At 73.1% G+C, this 15,626-nt stretch carries 14 protein-coding genes and 1 tRNA gene; 7 read left to right on the top strand and 8 right to left on the bottom strand.

Annotation, left to right across the window (positions count from 1 at the left end; translation table 11 throughout):
• Positions 1 to 102: 102 nt before the first annotated feature.
• The 5 genes from ACFXHB_RS21605 to ACFXHB_RS21585 all read right to left on the bottom strand — a co-directional run bounded on the left by ACFXHB_RS21605 (position 103) and on the right by ACFXHB_RS21585 (position 6,446).
• Positions 103 to 1,221 carry an aminopeptidase P family protein gene (locus ACFXHB_RS21605; RefSeq protein ID WP_380576213.1) on the bottom strand — a complete coding sequence of 373 codons (1,119 nt, stop codon included), beginning with the start codon at positions 1,219 to 1,221 and terminating at the stop codon, positions 103 to 105.
• Between the two features lie 109 nt (positions 1,222 to 1,330).
• Positions 1,331 to 2,683: a dipeptidase gene (locus ACFXHB_RS21600; RefSeq protein WP_380576212.1), complete on the bottom strand. Its 1,353-nt coding sequence runs from the start codon at positions 2,681 to 2,683 to the stop codon at positions 1,331 to 1,333.
• Between the two features lie 124 nt (positions 2,684 to 2,807).
• Positions 2,808 to 3,245: a hypothetical protein gene (locus tag ACFXHB_RS21595; RefSeq protein ID WP_380576211.1), complete on the bottom strand. Its 438-nt coding sequence runs from the start codon at positions 3,243 to 3,245 to the stop codon at positions 2,808 to 2,810.
• Positions 3,242 to 4,774: an APC family permease gene (locus tag ACFXHB_RS21590; protein WP_380576210.1), complete on the bottom strand. Its 1,533-nt coding sequence runs from the start codon at positions 4,772 to 4,774 to the stop codon at positions 3,242 to 3,244. Before ACFXHB_RS21590 ends, ACFXHB_RS21595 begins: the two co-directional genes overlap by 4 nt.
• A gap of 247 nt (positions 4,775 to 5,021) precedes the next feature.
• Complete coding sequence (locus tag ACFXHB_RS21585; protein ID WP_380576209.1) at positions 5,022 to 6,446, bottom strand: MFS transporter; 1,425 nt, start codon at positions 6,444 to 6,446, stop codon at positions 5,022 to 5,024.
• Positions 6,447 to 6,559: 113 nt separating this feature from the next.
• Here ACFXHB_RS21585 and ACFXHB_RS21580 point away from each other — a divergent pair, with 113 nt between their 5' ends.
• The 3 genes from ACFXHB_RS21580 to ACFXHB_RS21570 all read left to right on the top strand — a co-directional run bounded on the left by ACFXHB_RS21580 (position 6,560) and on the right by ACFXHB_RS21570 (position 8,575).
• Complete coding sequence (locus ACFXHB_RS21580; RefSeq protein WP_380576208.1) at positions 6,560 to 7,270, top strand: ArsR/SmtB family transcription factor; 711 nt, start codon at positions 6,560 to 6,562, stop codon at positions 7,268 to 7,270.
• A gap of 123 nt (positions 7,271 to 7,393) precedes the next feature.
• Entirely contained in the window at positions 7,394 to 7,894 is a 501-nt protein-coding gene (locus tag ACFXHB_RS21575) for a hypothetical protein (protein ID WP_380576207.1), read from the top strand.
• A 96-nt stretch (positions 7,895 to 7,990) separates the two neighbouring features.
• Positions 7,991 to 8,575, top strand: a complete 585-nt coding sequence (locus ACFXHB_RS21570) for a hypothetical protein (protein ID WP_380576206.1) — start codon at positions 7,991 to 7,993, stop codon at positions 8,573 to 8,575.
• 74 nt (positions 8,576 to 8,649) lie between these two features.
• Here ACFXHB_RS21570 and ACFXHB_RS21565 read toward each other — a convergent pair whose 3' ends face one another.
• On the bottom strand, positions 8,650 to 9,138 hold the full coding sequence (locus ACFXHB_RS21565) for a YajQ family cyclic di-GMP-binding protein (protein WP_329488198.1): 489 nt from the start codon (positions 9,136 to 9,138) through the stop codon (positions 8,650 to 8,652).
• 216 nt (positions 9,139 to 9,354) lie between these two features.
• Between ACFXHB_RS21565 and ACFXHB_RS21560 the strand changes: the two genes are divergently transcribed.
• Positions 9,355 to 9,435 (top strand) — tRNA-Tyr (locus ACFXHB_RS21560).
• Positions 9,436 to 9,538: 103 nt separating this feature from the next.
• Here ACFXHB_RS21560 and ACFXHB_RS21555 read toward each other — a convergent pair.
• Positions 9,539 to 9,760, bottom strand: a complete 222-nt coding sequence (locus ACFXHB_RS21555; protein ID WP_380576205.1) for a hypothetical protein — start codon at positions 9,758 to 9,760, stop codon at positions 9,539 to 9,541.
• Between the two features lie 55 nt (positions 9,761 to 9,815).
• On the bottom strand, positions 9,816 to 10,508 hold the full coding sequence (locus ACFXHB_RS21550) for an HAD family hydrolase (protein ID WP_380576204.1): 693 nt from the start codon (positions 10,506 to 10,508) through the stop codon (positions 9,816 to 9,818).
• A gap of 398 nt (positions 10,509 to 10,906) precedes the next feature.
• Here ACFXHB_RS21550 and ACFXHB_RS21545 point away from each other — a divergent pair, with 398 nt between their 5' ends.
• The 3 genes from ACFXHB_RS21545 (at position 10,907) to kdpF (ending at position 15,625) form a co-directional block, all read left to right on the top strand.
• Complete coding sequence (locus ACFXHB_RS21545; protein WP_380576203.1) at positions 10,907 to 12,739, top strand: APC family permease; 1,833 nt, start codon at positions 10,907 to 10,909, stop codon at positions 12,737 to 12,739.
• A 357-nt stretch (positions 12,740 to 13,096) separates the two neighbouring features.
• Positions 13,097 to 15,091: an APC family permease gene (locus tag ACFXHB_RS21540; RefSeq protein WP_380576256.1), complete on the top strand. Its 1,995-nt coding sequence runs from the start codon at positions 13,097 to 13,099 to the stop codon at positions 15,089 to 15,091.
• A gap of 444 nt (positions 15,092 to 15,535) precedes the next feature.
• Positions 15,536 to 15,625: a K(+)-transporting ATPase subunit F gene (gene kdpF / locus ACFXHB_RS21535; RefSeq protein ID WP_097237446.1), complete on the top strand. Its 90-nt coding sequence runs from the start codon at positions 15,536 to 15,538 to the stop codon at positions 15,623 to 15,625.
• Position 15,626: the final 1 nt, after the last annotated feature.

Raw genomic sequence — 15,626 nt, 5'->3', positions numbered from 1 at the left:
TTCACGCGAACGGCCTGTCGTCCAGCAAAGACTCAGAAAGACACCGGACAGCGGAACGCGCGGCGGGTGCGGGAGCGGGGCCGGGACCGGCCGGCACCGGACCTAGGAGACGGAACCCAACTCGTGGGGCGTGTTGTTCAGTCGCCGCCCGCCCTGCTCGGTCACCGTCACGATGTCCTCGATCCGCACCCCGAACCGGCCGGGCAGGTAGACCCCGGGCTCGATCGAGAAGCACATCCCGGGGACGAGCGGCTGCTCCTCGCCCTCGACCAGGTAGGGCGGCTCGTGCGTGGTGATGCCGATGCCGTGCCCGGTGCGGTGGATGAAGTACTCGCCGTACCCGGCCTCCGTGATCACCCGGCGGGCGATCCGGTCGATGTCCTGGCAGGTGACCCCGGGCCGGACGGCCTCGAACGCGGTCTGCTGCGCCTCGCGGACCACGTCGTGCACCTTCTGCACCTCGGCGGGGACGTCCGGGCCGACGTGCACGGTCCGGGTGGTGTCGGAGCCGTAGCCGTCCTTGAGACCGCCGAAGTCCAGGACGACGGTGTCGCCGGGCCGGATGACCCGCTCGCCCGCCTCGTGGTGCGGGTTGGCGCCGTTCGGGCCGGAGCCGACCACGGTGAAGTCGACCTGGCTGTGGCCGTACTGGATCAGCAGGGCGCTGAGGTCGGCGGCCACGTCGGTCTCCGGCCGCCCGGCGAACCGCACCTCCAGGATGCCCCGGTAGGCGGCGTCGGCGGCGCCGCCGGCCGCGGCCAGCCGCTCCAGCTCGTCGGGGCCCTTGACCGCGCGGAGCATCGGCAGCGCCTCGGTGAGCGAGGTCCAGCCGGTGCCCGGCAGGGCGGCCTGGAGGCCGAGCAGGTGCATGGCCCAGGCGTTGTCCGAGACGCCGTAGCGGCCGGCGGGGTCCAGCAGCGGGACGGCGGTGGCGTACGGGCTCTCGCCGTCGGTCCAGTCGAGCAGCCGCAGGCCGGGGGCGCCGGTGGCCCGTTCGGCGTCCGGGCGCTCCAACTTGGGGACGATCAGGGCGGGTTCGTTCCCGTCGGTGAGCAGCAGCGCGGTCAGCCGCTCGGTGATCGCGGTCGGCTGGTAGCCGCAGAGGTAGACCAGGTCGGGGCCGGGGGCGACGACCAGGCCGCTGAGCCCGGCGGCGGCCGCGGCGGCGGTGGCCCGGGCCATCCGGGCGGCGTAGTCCTCGGTGGTGAACGGTCGTGGCATGAGGGGTCCTCTCTGCGTCTGTCCCGTACCGGAATCGGTCCCGGTCCGGCGGCCGTCCGGGTCGGGCCGGCCGCCGGGCGCGGGCCGCTGTCGCGTGTCCCGAACTCCATCACGTCCGGGCGGAGTCGGCGTAGTGCCGCAGGAACAGCGCCTCGACATGGGCCATGTGCTCGATCTCGCCGGGGTCGACGCTCTCGTTGGGCGCGTGGATCAGGCAGCGCGGCTCCTCGACGCCCATCAGGATGATCTCGGCCTCCGGGTAGGTGCGGGCGAACACGTTGCAGAGCGGGATCGAGCCGCCCTGGCCGAGGAAGGAGATCGGCTTGCCGTAGACCTCCTGCATGGCCTTGTCGAGCGCCGCGTACGCCGGCCCGCCGGTGGAGGCCTGGAACGGCGAGCCGACGCTCTCCGGCTCGACCGCGACCCGCGCGCCCCACGGCACGGCGGCCCGCAGGTGCGCGGTGAGCGCGTCCTGGGCGGTCCGCGCGTCGGTGCCGGGTGGCACCCGCAGGCTGACCCGGGCGCGGGCGGTGGCCGGGACGGCGGCGGCCGAGCCGACCACCGGAGGGCAGTCGATGCCGAGCACGGTGACGGCGGGCCTGGCCCAGAGCCGGTCGGCGACGGTGCCGGAACCGGTCAGCCGGACGCCCTCCAGGACCCCGGCGTCGGTGCGGAACTGCTGCTCGTCGTAGCCGACCCCGCTCCAGCGGCCGGTGCAGTCCAGCCCGTCGATCCGGGTGCCGCCGTCGGCGTCGCGCAGCGAGTCGAGGGCGCGGATCAGCGCGGCCAGGGCGTCGGGGGCGGCGCCGCCGAACATCCCGGAGTGCATGTCACCGGCGAGCGTCGAGACGCTGATCACCACATTGGTGACCCCGCGCAGCGAGGTGGTGGCGGTGGGCACGCCGACGGCGGCGTTCCCGGTGTCGCAGACCAGCAGCGCGTCGGAGTGCAACTCGCCCGCGTGCGGGGGCACGTAGGCCTCCAGCCCGCCGGTGCCCTGCTCCTCCGAACCCTCGGCGACGAACTTGATGCCGACCGGGAGGTCGTCACCGAGCGCCCGCAGCGCGGTGAGGTGCATGACGATGTTGCCCTTGCAGTCGGCGGTGCCGCGCCCGTACCACCGGCCGTCGCGCTCGGTGAGCTCGAACGGCGGGGAGGTCCAGGCGGCGTCGTCCAACGGGGGCTGGACGTCGTAGTGGCAGTAGAGCAGGACGGTCGGCGCGCCGGGCGGCGGCGGGCGGTGGCCGATCACGGCGTGGCTGCCGTCCGGGGTCTCCTCCAGGTGGACGTCGCGCAGCCCGGCCTGGGTGAAGGCGGCGGCGACCCACTCGGCGGCCTCGCGGCACTTCTCCGGCGGGTACTGGCGGGGGTCGGCGACGGACGGGATGGCGACCAGCTCGGCCAGGTCGGCCTTGGCCCGGGGCATCAGGGCGGCGATCCGGCGGGCGAGTTCGTCGGTCATGGGTACGACTCCTGGGCGATCGATCGTTCGGCTGGGGTCGAGGGGGGTGACGGGACGTGGGGGTGTGGGTGACGCGCGGGGGTGTGGGCCGGGCCGCGGCGGGGCGGCCGGGCGGGGCGGGGCGTCAGTTCCGGACGGTGTCGTGGAGCTTGAGGTCGTCGATCTTCTCCTTGATGTCGGCCAGCTTGTCCGGGCAGTACACCGAGAGCACGATCGTCTCCGCGAGCACCACCTCGCGGTCGGACAGCACCGGCCGCTGCCCGGGCCCGCCCGCGCCGTTGGACATTCCGTACGTCCACTGCGCCTGGGTCAGCGCGTTCGCCGGGTTCTCGCAGACGGCGCCGCCGTCCTCGCCCAGGGTGTGCACGATCTGGCTCTGGCTGGGCACCGGGTAGCCGGCCGCCCCCAGCGCCGAGGAGAGCTGCTTGGCCTTGTCGTTGGCCTTGTTGGTGTTGTGCAGCTGGGAGTACGTCAGCAGGCCGGTGATCAGCATCCCGACCAGCAGGACGATCGCGCCCACGTAGATCCAGCGGTGGCGGGAGGCCATCATCGTGCCGCTCATCGGGCACCTCCGGTGCCGTCGCGCTGCTCCGCGGCCTCCTGCGCGGCCAGCTCGGCCTGGGCCTCGGGGGAGCGCCAGGAGGGCTTGCGCAGTCGCAGGAACAGGTAGGGGATCACCAGGCCGAGCAGCACCAGGCCGCCGGCGACGATCGCGACGTACGACCAGACGCTGCCGCTGCCGAACTGCGAGGACGGCACGAAGCCGATCGCCATCGCCGCCGCCGAGGCCAGGAAGCCGGTCACGCACACCGGGACCAGCGCCGGGGCGCGGTAGCCGCGCGGGTGGTCCGGCTGGGTGCGGCGCAGCCGGATCGCCGCGAGGAACATCAGCAGGTAGACGATCAGGTACACCTGCGTGGTGATCACGGAGAAGATCCAGTAGGCGCTGGAGACGTTCGGGATCAGCGCGTACGCGAGGGCGATGACCGTGGTGACCACACCCTGGGTGACCAGCAGGTTCTGCTGGATGCCCTCCTTGTTCAGCCGTTGCAGGAACGGCGGGAGGTAGCCCTCCTGCCGGGAGATCATCAGCAGCCCCTTGGAGGGCCCGGCCAGCCAGGTCAGCATGCCGCCGAGGGCGGCGGCCACCAGAGCCACCGCGATCACCGGGGTGAGCCAGCCGATGTGGAAGTACTGGAAGAAGGCGTCGAAGGCCTGCATCACGCCGGCCGTCAGGCTCAGCTCGCTGGACGGCACCACCCAGCTGATCGCCAGCGCGGGCAGGATGAAGATCAGCAGCACCATCCCGGAGGCCGTGAACATCGACCGCGGGAACTCGCGGGCCGGGTCGCGCAGCGAGGAGACGTGCACCGCGTTCATCTCCATGCCGGAGTAGCTGAGGAAGTTGTTGACGATCAGCACCAGGCTGGCCAGGCCGGTCCACTGCGGGAACAGGTGCGCGGCGTTCATCGGGGCCGCCGAGCCGTTGCCCTGGCCGAGGAAGACCGCGCCGAGCACCACCAGCAGCGTGCCGGGGACCAGGGTGCCGATCACCAGGCCCCAGGAGGAGAGACCGGCCACGGCCTTGGTGCCGCGCGAGGAGACCCAGACGCCGCTCCAGTACAGGACCATGATCACCACGGCGGTGTACGGGCCGTTGCTGGCCAGCGCCGGGTTGACCACGTAGGCGATGGTCGAGGCCACGTACGCGAGCAGGGACGGGTAGTAGAAGATCGTCATCGCGAACTGGCACCAGACCGCGAGGAAGCCGAGCGGCTTCGACAGGCCCTCCGACACCCAGCGGTAGACCCCGCCCTCCCAGCCGGACGCCAGCTCGGCGGAGACCAGCGCGGTCGGCAGCAGGAAGACGATCGCGGGGACGAGGTAGAGGAAGACGCAGGCCAGGCCGTACACCGCCATGGTCGGGGCGGCCCGGAGGCTGGCCACGGAGCTGGTCGTCATCAGCGCCAGGGTCAGCCAGGACATCCGCGGTGCGCCGGCCATCCGCGCCGCGACCGAGCCACCGGCCTTGCGGGCGGCGTCCGTCCCCGGGCTTCCCCGGCCGGGTGAGGGTGCCTCCATCGAGCTCATGCGTCCTCCTCGGATGCGGCCCTGGGTGCGTTCGGTCCGGGAGTGCCCCGGGGCAGGGCCGTACCCGGCCAGTTCACCCGGTTGCCGGGGGCGTCGCATGCGGCGTGCGTCCGCCCGGGTGATCGACTGCCGGGGGTGCGCGTCGGGGGTTTGGGCCGCGCGGGGGCGGTTCGGTCCGGGGGCGTGGGTCGGTCCGGGCGGTGGGTCGCTCCGGGCGCCGGCTCGCGTCGGGTGGGGCGCGCGGGGCTCAGCCCGCGTCCGGTCGGGCCGCCACCGGCCAGGCCGAGCGGCGCAGTGTCCGGCCGGCCGTCGCGGGCAGCAGGGCGGCGGTGAGCAGCCCGGCGATCGCGGCCAGTGCCGCACCGGGGGAGAGGTGGTCGAGCAACAGGCCGCTGCCGAGCATCCCGGCGGGCATGCCGAGGGTGAAGAGCGTCATGGTCGCGGCGATCACCCGCCCGCGGAGCGCGTCCTCGACCTGGCGGAACACCAGGATGTCGATCATCACCCGCAGTGTCGGCACCCCCAGGCCGACCACGAAGAGGCCGGCGAAGACGACCGCCGGACCGCCCGGCAGCAGCGGCACCAGGGTGACCGGGACGCAGAGCCAGGCCACCGCGAGCAGCAGTACCCCGGGCCCGGCGAGCCGGTGCAGCCGGGAGACCAGGAGGGCGCCCGCCAGGGCCCCGACCGCCTCGCCGGCCAGGGCCAGGCCGATCCCGCCGCTCGACGCGCCGTTGCCGCGCAGCAGCACCATCACCGGCAGCAGCATCGCGGCGCCCGCCAGGTTGGTCACCAGGACGACGGCGAGGGTGGGCCGCAGCAGGGGGTCGGCGAGCAGGTGCCGGTAGCCGGCCAACGCGCCGCCGTCGCCCGCCGGACGGTCGTCGCCGGTGGCCGCGGGCCGGTCGGCCGGGTGCTGGGGCCGGTCCGTCGGGTGCTGGGGCCGGCCCGTCGGGTCCTGGGGCCGACCGGGGAAGCGCACCGTCAGCGCGGCGGCCAGCGACAGGGCCGAGGCGACGGCCGTGCCGAGGAAGGGCGCCGCCCGGCCGACGCCGAACAGGTACCCGGCCAGCGGCGGCCCGATCAGCCCGGCGCCGCTCATCCGCGCCTCGTCCTGGGCCAGCGCCTGGCGCAGTTGCTCGGGCGGGACGACCGAGCGCACCGCCATCAGCCGGACCGGCCCGCTGTACGCGATGGTGGCGCCGACCACGACGGCGACCAGCAGCGCGTGGAGCACGGTGAGCCGGTCGAAGGCCATCGCCGCCGGGACGCTCGCGGAGGCGAGCAGCCGGGCGGAGTCCGCGGCGATGAGGATCCGGCGGCGGTCGTACCGGTCGGCGATCGAGCCACCGTGGACGCCGCACAGCACGGCCGTGCCGATCTGCAGGGCGCCGAAGGCGCCGGCGAGGGTGGACGACCCGGTGAGCGCGAGCAGCAGCAGCGGGTAGGCGGTGTCGGTGATCTGCAGGCCGAGGGTCGCCGAGGCCTGACCGGCCCAGAGCGTCTGGAAGCGCCGGTTGCGGCGCAGCGGTACCGGCTTCGGCGCGGCCGGGCCCGTCGCCGCGGTGCCGGTCGCCGTCGTGCCGGTCGCCGCGGTACCGGTCGCCGCCGTGTCCGTCGCGGGCGGCTTCGGTGGCGCCCCCGCCGGTGTCGGTGCCGTGTTCCTTGCCATGTCCACCCCTTGCGTTCGCGCAACCATTTACGGCTTCGTGAATGGTTGCGCATGAATGAGTGTTGGTGCAAGGGTGATTGCCGGACCGAGTCCCGATCTGCCAGGGTGGGGGCGTGGTGGAAAACGCTGAGCAGGAGTCCGGTCGAACCGACGAATCCCCCGGGGGGCCGTCCGTCGGGGAGTGGGTCAGGGAACGCCGGGTCGACGACGCGGCCACGCTGAAGGCGCTGGCCGACCCGCTGCGGCTGTCCATCCTCGGGTCCCTGATGGGGGCGGCGGGCGGCGGACCGCTCACCGCCAAGGAGATCGCGGCTGCCCTCGGCGAGCCGCAGACCAAGCTGTACCGCCACATCAAGCAGCTGGAGAAGGCCGGGCTGATCCGGGTCGCCGGCACCCGGCTCGTCTCCGGCATCGTCGAGAGCCGCTACGCCGCCGCGCAGGAGTCGGTGCGGCTCTCCCCGGAGATCTTCTCCGCGGACTCCCCGGCCCGCTCCGAGGCGTACGACGCGATGTTCGCCGCCATCGACAGCGTCCGTAGTGACTTCGGTGCCCAACTGCTCGCCGGCCGGATCGACTTCAGCGCCCCGAAGGACGGTTCGGGCGGCCCGCCCGGTCTGTTCGCCCACTCGACGCTGCGGGTCAGCCCGGCCAGGCTGATCCGACTGCGCAGTCAACTCGCCGCAGTGTTCGACGAGTTGAACGAGGATGGAGTGAGCGACGCGGAGGACGCGGTGGACATCACCGTCTTCACCCTGCTCTACGGCCTGCGCGGCGGGGCCGACGGGCCGGGCGGGCCCCTCCCGGACGGCGCCGCGGCCGGGTGAGACCCGCTCCGGGGCCGCTCCGGGGCCGCCCGGGTGCGGACCCGCGCCGTCCGCTGGTACCCGTCCGGGTACGGAATGGTAAATGCCGGGCGCGGTGTCAGTGCGGTGGTTCAGGATGACTGAATGTCGTACGAACTTCAGGCGCTGATCGGTTCGGCGGAGCTGCTCGCGGTGGCCGCCGCCGAGGTCCCGGCCGCCCATCTCAGGCCGCTGGCCCAGGGGCTGGCCCTGATACCGGCCACCCCCGCCTTCCTGTCCGCGCTCCAGTTCGGCCGCGGTGAACCGGGGTTCGGCGGCGCGTCCGGTTTCGACTGGTTCCCGGACGGCCTCGAACGCCGGCTCGCCGCCTGGTCCAAGGCCGGTCCGATCGCCTGCGTCGAGGCCGACTACTTCGGCGGCAGCGGCACCCAGCGCGCCGCCGTCTGGGCCGACGGCCGGCTCGACCTCGGTCCGCTGGTCAGCGGCGAGTTCGAGCCCAGCCCGCCCGAGGGCAGTCCGATCTCCCGCGCCCTGCGGCGGATCGGCGCCCGGGTCGTGGACGCCCACCACCTCGACGAGTTCGAGGCGGTGGGCCTGCCCGCCCACCGCACGACGGACCGCTGGGCCGCCCCCGACGGGGCGTGAACCGTTCGGCGTACGTGCGGTGGCTGGGTCAACTGCCTTGCCCCAACGTGTGAATCAGGCATCTCGCCTGACTCGCATCGAGAGGAAGCAACACCCATGCGTGCCACCTGGATGGCCGCCGCGCTGACCGCAGCCATTGTGCTGACCCCGGTCGCCACGGCGTCCGCCACCGCCGCCGGCCAAGAAGCCGCGGCCCCCCGAACGTTCCCCTTCTCCGCCATCGTCCCGGGCCTGCCGGGCTTCCCGGCGGCCGTCGCCGCCCCGGCGGCCCCCGCGCGTCCGGCCGCCGACGCGCCGCTGCCCGTCGCGGTTCCCCCGGTCAGTGCGCCGGTGCCCGGCCTCCCCGCCGCGCCGGCCGCCCCCGACCTGTCCGCCGTCCCCGACCCGGGCGCGGTGCTCGGAACGGTCGGTGACCTGGTCGGCACCGTCACCGGGCTGATCCCGTCCCTGCTGTCCGCCCTGCCGGACCTCGGCCTCCAGCAGCTGCTCGCCTCCCTGCAGACCATCGTGCAGGGGCTGCTCGGCCAGCTGCCGACGCCGCCGGTGACCGTCCCGGCCCCGCCGGCCGTCCCCGGCGGCACCGCCCCGGCCCTCTCGGAGCAGTTGGCCTCGCTCAAGGTGCAGAGCCGGTCCCTCACGGACGCCGCGGCCGCCCTGCGGGCCCGCCCCACCGTCGGCTGACCCGCGTCCGGCCGACAGCAGAGGCCCCGGTCCCGAACCCGGGACCGGGGCCTCTCCACGCACACCCCGCGGGGTCAGCGGTAGTTCACGTACTGCAGCGCGAAGTCGAGGTCCTTGCCCTTGAGCAGGGCCTGGACGGTCTGCAGGTCGTCGCGGCTCTTCGAGGTCACACGGAGCTCGTCACCCTGGACCTGGGCCTTCACGCCCTTCGGGCCCTCGTCGCGGATGATCTTCGCGACCTTCTTGGCATCGTCCTGGGAGATGCCCTCCTTCACGTCCGCGAAGATCTTGTACTCCTTGCCGGACAGCTGCGGCTCCTTGGCGTCCAGCGCCTTCAGCGACAGGCCACGCTTGATGAACTTGCTCTGCAGCACGTCCAGAATGGCCTTCACCCGCTCCTCGCCGCTGGCCTTCATCTCGATCGTTTCGCCGGAGCGGCTGATCTCGGCGCCGACGTTCTTGAAGTCGAAGCGGGTGGCGATCTCACGGGAGGTCTGGTTGATCGCGTTGTCGACCTCCTGCCACTCGACCTTCGAGACGATGTCGAAACTGGAGTCGGCCATGGGTGTTGGTCTCCTTGATGCTCTGGCTTCACTGACACGGCCCGTCCCACCGGACGCCCGCTGCCCCAGCCTATCCAGCACCACCCCGCACCCGCCCCCGACAGCCACGCCACGTCCCTTGATCATCACGTGACCGACAAAGTGGCGAAGCACCCCCCGGCATCGGGTATCGTTTACGGAGTCGAACGGGGCAAGCCCCCGGGGGACACCAATCCTGGCTGGTTGCCCGAGCGGCCAAAGGGAGCAGACTGTAAATCTGCCGCGTAAGCTACGCAGGTTCGAACCCTGCACCAGCCACTGGATTACCAGACCGGCCCTGAACTGCGGAAACGCGGTTCGGGGCCGGTTCTGTTTGTGGGCTCCCACGCGCGCCGGTCCGGCTCGGGGGTTTGCCGGGGCGTCAGAAGAGCGTGGGTGCCGCCGGCGCGGGGGCGACTCCGGGGAGCGCGTCCTGCCAGGCGGTGGCCTGGGCGAGCGGAAGCGGACGCATGCTCGCCTCGCAGAGGACGAGGGCGCGGCGGTCCCGCTTGTGGTCGTGGATGACGCCGTAGCCGGCCCGGCGGGTGGGCATCAGGGCGACCGCTCGGCCGCAGGCGGGGCACTGGACCCGGGGTGCGCGCATGGGGACAGCCTGCCCGAGGGGGCTGACATCGGCGGGCGGGCCGGTCCGGGGCGACTCAGGGGGCCGCCAGGAGCAGCGCGGTGGCGGCGGGGGTGTCGGGGGCGGTGCGGGTGGGGGCGGGGTGGCCCGACGGGAGGGGCGGGGGCGGGGTGGGGGTGATCCAGATGGAGCGGATGCCGGCGGCGTGGGCGCCCCGGAGGTCGGTGGCGGGGTTGTTGCCGATCATCCAGGTGTCGGGGGTCAGGGTGCGACCGAGGCGGCCGGCGGCCAGCCGGAAGATCTCGGGGTCGGGCTTGCGGGCGCCGGCCTCCTGGGAGACGCAGACGGTGTCGACGGCGGGGAGCAGGCCGGTCCGGGCGAGTTTGGCGCGCTGGACGTCGGTGCAGCCGTTGGTGACGACGCCGATGGTCCAGCCGGCCTCGCGCAGGGCGGCGAGCGCGGCGGGGACGCCGGGGATCAGGTGGGTGCGGGCGGCCTCGCCGGCGACGTGCTCCTCCCAGAGGGTCTCGCCGGACTGCGGGAGGCCGTAGCGGTCGGCGATCCGGGCGAAGCCCGTGGGGGAGCGGTCGGCGCGCAGCAGCGTGAAGATGTCGTCGGCGGCGTCGGGCGGGAGGCCGTGGGTGGCGCAGAAGGCGGGGGTCCAAGCGTTCGCGGCGCCGTCGCGCTCGACCAGGGTGTGGTCGAGGTCGATGAGGAGGAGCGGGCCGGAGCCGGCCGGGCGATCCGGAGGCCGAGGGTGATGGATCATGTGCGGAGCGTAGCGCAGGGGAAAGGGGTGCCACTATTGCGCATTACTTGCAATTGCCGGATCCAGGCAGCAAAGTGGTCCGCGAGGGGTGGGGTGGGCCGTTCAGCCTCCCCGTCGAGAAGTTCCGGGCCCGCTCAGGCGCGCCGGGAGTCCTCCGTCCGAGCTGATCGTCTTCCCAACCGGCGCCCGCCGGGACATCGGCCCACCCACCCCCCGCCATCCCTCCCCGCCGGGCGACCGTCCCTGACGTGCCGACGAGCGCCGGCGCGGAGTCGACGAGGCGTCAACGAGGCGTCAAGGAGGCCCGGCGGCGCGTCAGGAACGCGTAGGGAGGCCGGGGGAGAACGGCCCCGTGCCCGCAGGATCGGAGCAGTACCCGACTGCGGAGGTCCCGTTCGATGTCCAGCGCCACCACCCCGGTTGTCACCACCGAGCCCGAGCCCCCGGATACCGGCGCGGCCCCGGAGGACCGTCACCGGTTGACCGCGCTGGGCGGGCTGGCGGCGTTGTCGTTGGACGCGATGGCATCGGTGGCGTACGGGCCCGAGTCGATCGTGCTGGTGCTGGCGGCGGCCGGGGCGTACGGGCTGGGCTTCACACTGCCGGTGACGGCGGCGATCGCGGTGCTGCTGGCGGTGCTGGTGGCCTCCTACCGGCAGGTGATCGCGGCGTTCCCGGACGGCGGCGGCTCGTACGCGGTGGCCAAGGCGCACCTGGGGCGGCGGACCGCGCTGACGGCCGCGGCCTCGCTCGTCGTCGACTACGTGCTGAACGTGGCGGTGTCGGTGACGGCCGGGGTGGCGGCGCTGACCTCGGCGGTGCCGGGCCTGTACGACGACCGGGTCTGGCTCTGCCTCGGCGTGCTCGCCCTGGTGACCGCGGTGAACCTGCGCGGGATCGCGGAGTCGGCACGCTGGTTCCTGGCGCCGACCGCGGTGTTCGTGCTGTCGATCCTGGCGATCGTCGTGGTCGGCCTGTTCCGGGACACGCCGGCGAGCACCGAGGCCGCCGCCGGGCACGCGTCGGTGCTGGCCGGCAACGCGACCGCGGTGGGCGCGCTGCTGCTGCTCAAGGCCTTCGCGGCCGGCTGCTCGGCACTGACCGGCGTGGAGGCGGTGGCGAACGCCGTCCCGTCCTTCCGCACGCCGGGCGTGAAGCGCGCCCAGCGCACCGAGGTCGCCCTCGGCGCGCTGTTGGGCGTGATGCTGATCGGACTGGCCGTGCTGATCGGCCGCTTCCACCTCCAGCCGGTCGAGGGCGTCACCGTTCTCGCCCAGCTCGCCGACGCCTCGCTGGGCCACGGCGCCGGCTTCTACCTGGTCCAGTTCGCGACCGTCGTCCTGCTCGGGCTCGCCGCCAACACCTCCTTCGGCGGACTGCCCGTCCTGCTCCACCTGCTCGCCCGGGACAACCACCTGCCGCACGTCTTCGCGCTGCGCGCCGACCGCCAGGTCCACCGTCACGGCGTGCTCTTCCTCGCCGGCGTCTCGGCGGTGCTGCTGGTCGGTTCGGGCGGCGACGTCAACAGCCTCGTCCCGCTGTTCGCGATCGGGGTGTTCGTCGGCTTCACGATCTGCCAGGTCGGCATGGTGCGCCACTGGTTCCTGGAGCGGCCGGCGCGCTGGCGGGCCAAGGCCGCCCTGAACGGCTTCGGCGCGCTCCTCACCGGAGTGGCGGCCATCGTGGTCACCGGCACCAAGTTCACCGAGGGCGCCTGGGGGATCTGCCTGGCCCTGCCGCTGCTGGTGCTGCTCTTCGAGGCGATCCACCGCGGCTACGCCCGGATCGGCGAGCGCCTGGAGCTCGGGCGCGTCCCCGGCCCGCTCACCCCGCAGCGCAGCCTGGTCGTCGTCCCGGTGACCGCGATCACCCGCCTCACCCGTGACGCCCTCTCCGCCGCGCTCTCGCTCGGCGACGAGGTGATGGCCGTCACCGTGGTCCACGAACCCGCCGAGGCCGAGGCGCTGCGCCGGGACTGGGAGCTCTGGCAGCCGGGCGTGCCCCTGGTGGAGGTCCCGGACGACCACCGCCGGCTCGGGCCGCCGATCGCCGGTTTCGTCAACCGGCTCGCCACCGAGCACGCCTACGACCGCCTCACCGTGCTGATCCCCGAGGTCGAGCCGGTCCGCCCGTGGCAGCGCGCGCTGCAGAACCGGCGCGGCGCCGTGATCGACCGGGCCCTGCGCCGGCACACCGACGCGGTGGTCTGCCGGCTGCGGATGCGGATGTAGTGGGCCGGGGGAGGCGGCGGGAGCGGGTGCGGGCGGCGACGGGTGTGGGCGGTTTCGCGGTGATGTCGGATCCGACGCACTTGGTCAATTCGCCACCTTATGCCGGAAATGTTCTATCCGATCGTCATATCTTGACGATGTCTTAACGGCCCCCCTTGACGCCCTCGAAACGCCTCCGATCCGCCCGGCACGTGTCGCACATAGCGGCTTCCACCTGCGGGAACATCCCTCCCGAAGGGCGTGCCGGGCGCTCCGGACACTCCGCTCGGGCCCATTGCCGGCCCGTTCCAGGCCCTTACGCTCGCCCATGTGTTCAACGTGCCCCAGGCGCTCAAGCGCCTAGTGATCGGCAAAGCCATGCGCAGCGAGGAGCTGGGCGAGACGCTGCTCCCCAAGCGGCTGGCGCTGCCGATCTTCGCTTCCGACCCGCTCTCCTCGGTCGCCTACGCGACCCAGGAGATCCTGCTGGTGCTCACCGTCGGTGGTACCGCGTTCCTCTACCTGACCCCGTGGGTCGCGGCCGGTGTGGTCGCGCTGATGGCGGTCGTGGTGATGTCGTACCGCCAGGTCGTGCACGCCTACCCGAGCGGCGGCGGCTCCTACGAGGTGGTGTCCCGCAACCTCGGCGCCAACTCGGGCCTGGTGGTGGCGGCTTCGCTGCTGGTCGACTACGTGATGACGGTCGCGGTGTCGGTGGCGTCGGGCGTCGACAACATCATCTCGGCGCTGCCCTCGCTGGCCGACTACCGGGTCGAGCTGGCGGTCGCCTTCGTCGTGCTGCTCGCGGCGATGAACCTGCGCGGGGTGCGGGAGTCCGGCAAGGCCTTCGCCGCGCCGACGTACCTGTTCATCGGCGGCATGCTGCTGATGATCGTCACCGGGCTGATCAAGGCGGTCTTCGGGGACACCCCGGTGGCGGCCAGCGCCTCCTACGGGATCCTGCCGGTGGACGGCAAGGACACCCTCGCCGGCCTCGGCCTGCTGATGCTGGGCCTGCGGGCGTTCGCCTCCGGCTGCACGGCGCTGACCGGCGTGGAGGCGATCTCCAACGGGGTCCCGGCCTTCCGGGCCCCCAAGTCGAGGAACGCCGCCGCCACGATGGCCGTGATGGGCACCACGGCCGTGGTCATGTTCGTCGGCATCACCGCGCTGGCGCTGATGTCCAAGGTGCACATCGCCGACGACGCCTGCACGCTGACCGGCTTCGCCGGGGACTGTCACACCGCACCGCAGCAGACCGTGATCGCCCAGCTGGCGGCCGCGGTCTTCGGCGGCGACCAGAGCTTCCTCTTCTACTTCATCCAGGCCGTCACCGCGCTGGTGCTGATCCTGGCGGCCAACACCGCCTTCAACGGCTTCCCGCTGCTGGCCTCCATCCTGGCCGAGCACCGCTACCTGCCCCGGCAGATGCACACCCGCGGCGACCGCCTCGCCTTCTCCAACGGCATCATCGCGCTCGCGGTGGTGGCCGGCGGGCTGCTCTGGCTGTACGACGCGGACGTCACCAGCCTGATCCACCTCTACATCCTGGGCGTCTTCACCTCCTTCACGCTGTCCCAGATCGGGATGGTGAAGCACTGGAACCGCGTGCTGCGCACCGAGACCGACCCGGCCGTGCGCGGCTCGGCCCAGCGTTCGCGGGTGATCAACGCCTTCGGCGCGGTCACCACCGCGCTGGTCCTGGTCATCGTGCTGCTCACCAAGTTCACCCAGGGCGCCTGGCTGGCCGTGGTCGCGGCGGTGGTGCTCTGGGTGATGATGCGGGGCATCCGCCGGCACTACGACAGCGTCGCCGAGGAACTGGCGGTGGACGACCCGCACGCCGACTCGGTGCGGCCCTCCCAGGTGCACGGGATCGTGCTGGTCTCCAAGCTGCACAAGCCCACGCTGCGGGCGCTCGGCTACGCCCAGGCGTTCCGGCCGGACTCGCTGGAGGCGCTGACCGTGGCGGTGGAGCAGGAGGCCACCGGCGAGCTGGCGCGGCAGTGGCAGGACCTGGACGTCCAGGTGCCGCTGAAGGTGCTGGACTCGCCGTACCGGGAGATCACCCGGCCGGTGGTGGCCTACGTCCGCGAGTACCGCCGGACCAGCCCCCGGGACGCGGTGGCGGTGTTCATCCCCGAGTACGTGGTCGGGCACTGGTGGGAGCACCTGCTGCACAACCAGTCGGCGCTCTGGCTGAAGAGCAGGTTGCTGTTCACCTCGGGGGTGATGGTGATCAGCGTGCCGTGGCAGCTCACCTCCTCCACCAAGGCGTACCACCCGTCCCGCCGGGCTCCCGGCGCGGTCCGCCGCGGTGAGCCGGCGGCGCGGTCGGAGTACGAGAAGCTGCCGGCGCCCGAGAACGCCTGAGCACGCCCGAGGCCTCGTCACCGAGCCGCCGAGGGCCGCCGAGAGCCGCCGAGAGCCCCGGACCCGCACCGGTCCGGGGCTCTCGGCGTACCCGGCGAGCCGCCCCCGGGAGGCGCCCGGAGCCGGCCCGGAAGCCCGGCCCGAGCCCGCCCGGACCCGCCCCGGAGCCCGTCCGTCCGCCACCCCGCCGAGCCGCCGTATGGAGCCCGTCAACAATCGAACGGCCGCCGTATGGAGGGCGTCAAGAACGCCGGTAACGGTCCGTAGGGGCGGTTGGCTGGCTCTTGCCGGCCCGCCGCCGGTGCCGCGTCGACCGCCCGCAGGGCCAGGCCGCGGCCACCTCCGAACCACTGTGGTGGAGCCCATGTCCGATCTCATCTACGTCGGTGTCACGGTCGCCGTGTTCGCCGTCATCGCCCTGATCGCGCGGGGGGTGGAGAAGCTGTGAGCGCCGAGAACATCGCAGGTCTCATCGTGGCCGTCGCCCTCGTCGGCTACCTCGTCGTCGCGCTGATCTACCCGGAGAAGTTCTGAC

Origin of the sequence: Kitasatospora sp. NPDC059327 (assembly GCF_042752535.1) — a bacterium.
Classification (GTDB): Bacteria; Actinomycetota; Actinomycetes; order Streptomycetales; family Streptomycetaceae; genus Kitasatospora.
Note: the sequence above shows the minus strand (reverse complement) of the source record. Positions and strands in the feature narration are given on the sequence as shown.

Bases quoted from the DNA above. Each gene is read 5' to 3' on its own strand.
- ACFXHB_RS21600 (WP_380576212.1), bottom strand. From the start codon at position 2,683: ATGACCGACGAACTCGCCCGCCGGATCGCCGCCCTGATGCCCCGGGCC.
- ACFXHB_RS21570 (WP_380576206.1), top strand. From the start codon at position 7,991: ATGCGTGCCACCTGGATGGCCGCCGCGCTGACCGCAGCCATTGTGCTG.
- ACFXHB_RS21555 (WP_380576205.1), bottom strand. From the start codon at position 9,760: ATGCGCGCACCCCGGGTCCAGTGCCCCGCCTGCGGCCGAGCGGTCGCC.
- ACFXHB_RS21565 (WP_329488198.1), bottom strand. From the start codon at position 9,138: ATGGCCGACTCCAGTTTCGACATCGTCTCGAAGGTCGAGTGGCAGGAG.
- ACFXHB_RS21585 (WP_380576209.1), bottom strand. From the start codon at position 6,446: ATGGCAAGGAACACGGCACCGACACCGGCGGGGGCGCCACCGAAGCCG.
- ACFXHB_RS21595 (WP_380576211.1), bottom strand. From the start codon at position 3,245: ATGAGCGGCACGATGATGGCCTCCCGCCACCGCTGGATCTACGTGGGC.
- ACFXHB_RS21550 (WP_380576204.1), bottom strand. From the start codon at position 10,508: ATGATCCATCACCCTCGGCCTCCGGATCGCCCGGCCGGCTCCGGCCCG.
- ACFXHB_RS21545 (WP_380576203.1), top strand. From the start codon at position 10,907: ATGTCCAGCGCCACCACCCCGGTTGTCACCACCGAGCCCGAGCCCCCG.
- ACFXHB_RS21575 (WP_380576207.1), top strand. From the start codon at position 7,394: ATGTCGTACGAACTTCAGGCGCTGATCGGTTCGGCGGAGCTGCTCGCG.
- ACFXHB_RS21590 (WP_380576210.1), bottom strand. From the start codon at position 4,774: ATGAGCTCGATGGAGGCACCCTCACCCGGCCGGGGAAGCCCGGGGACG.
- ACFXHB_RS21540 (WP_380576256.1), top strand. From the start codon at position 13,097: ATGCGCAGCGAGGAGCTGGGCGAGACGCTGCTCCCCAAGCGGCTGGCG.
- ACFXHB_RS21605 (WP_380576213.1), bottom strand. From the start codon at position 1,221: ATGCCACGACCGTTCACCACCGAGGACTACGCCGCCCGGATGGCCCGG.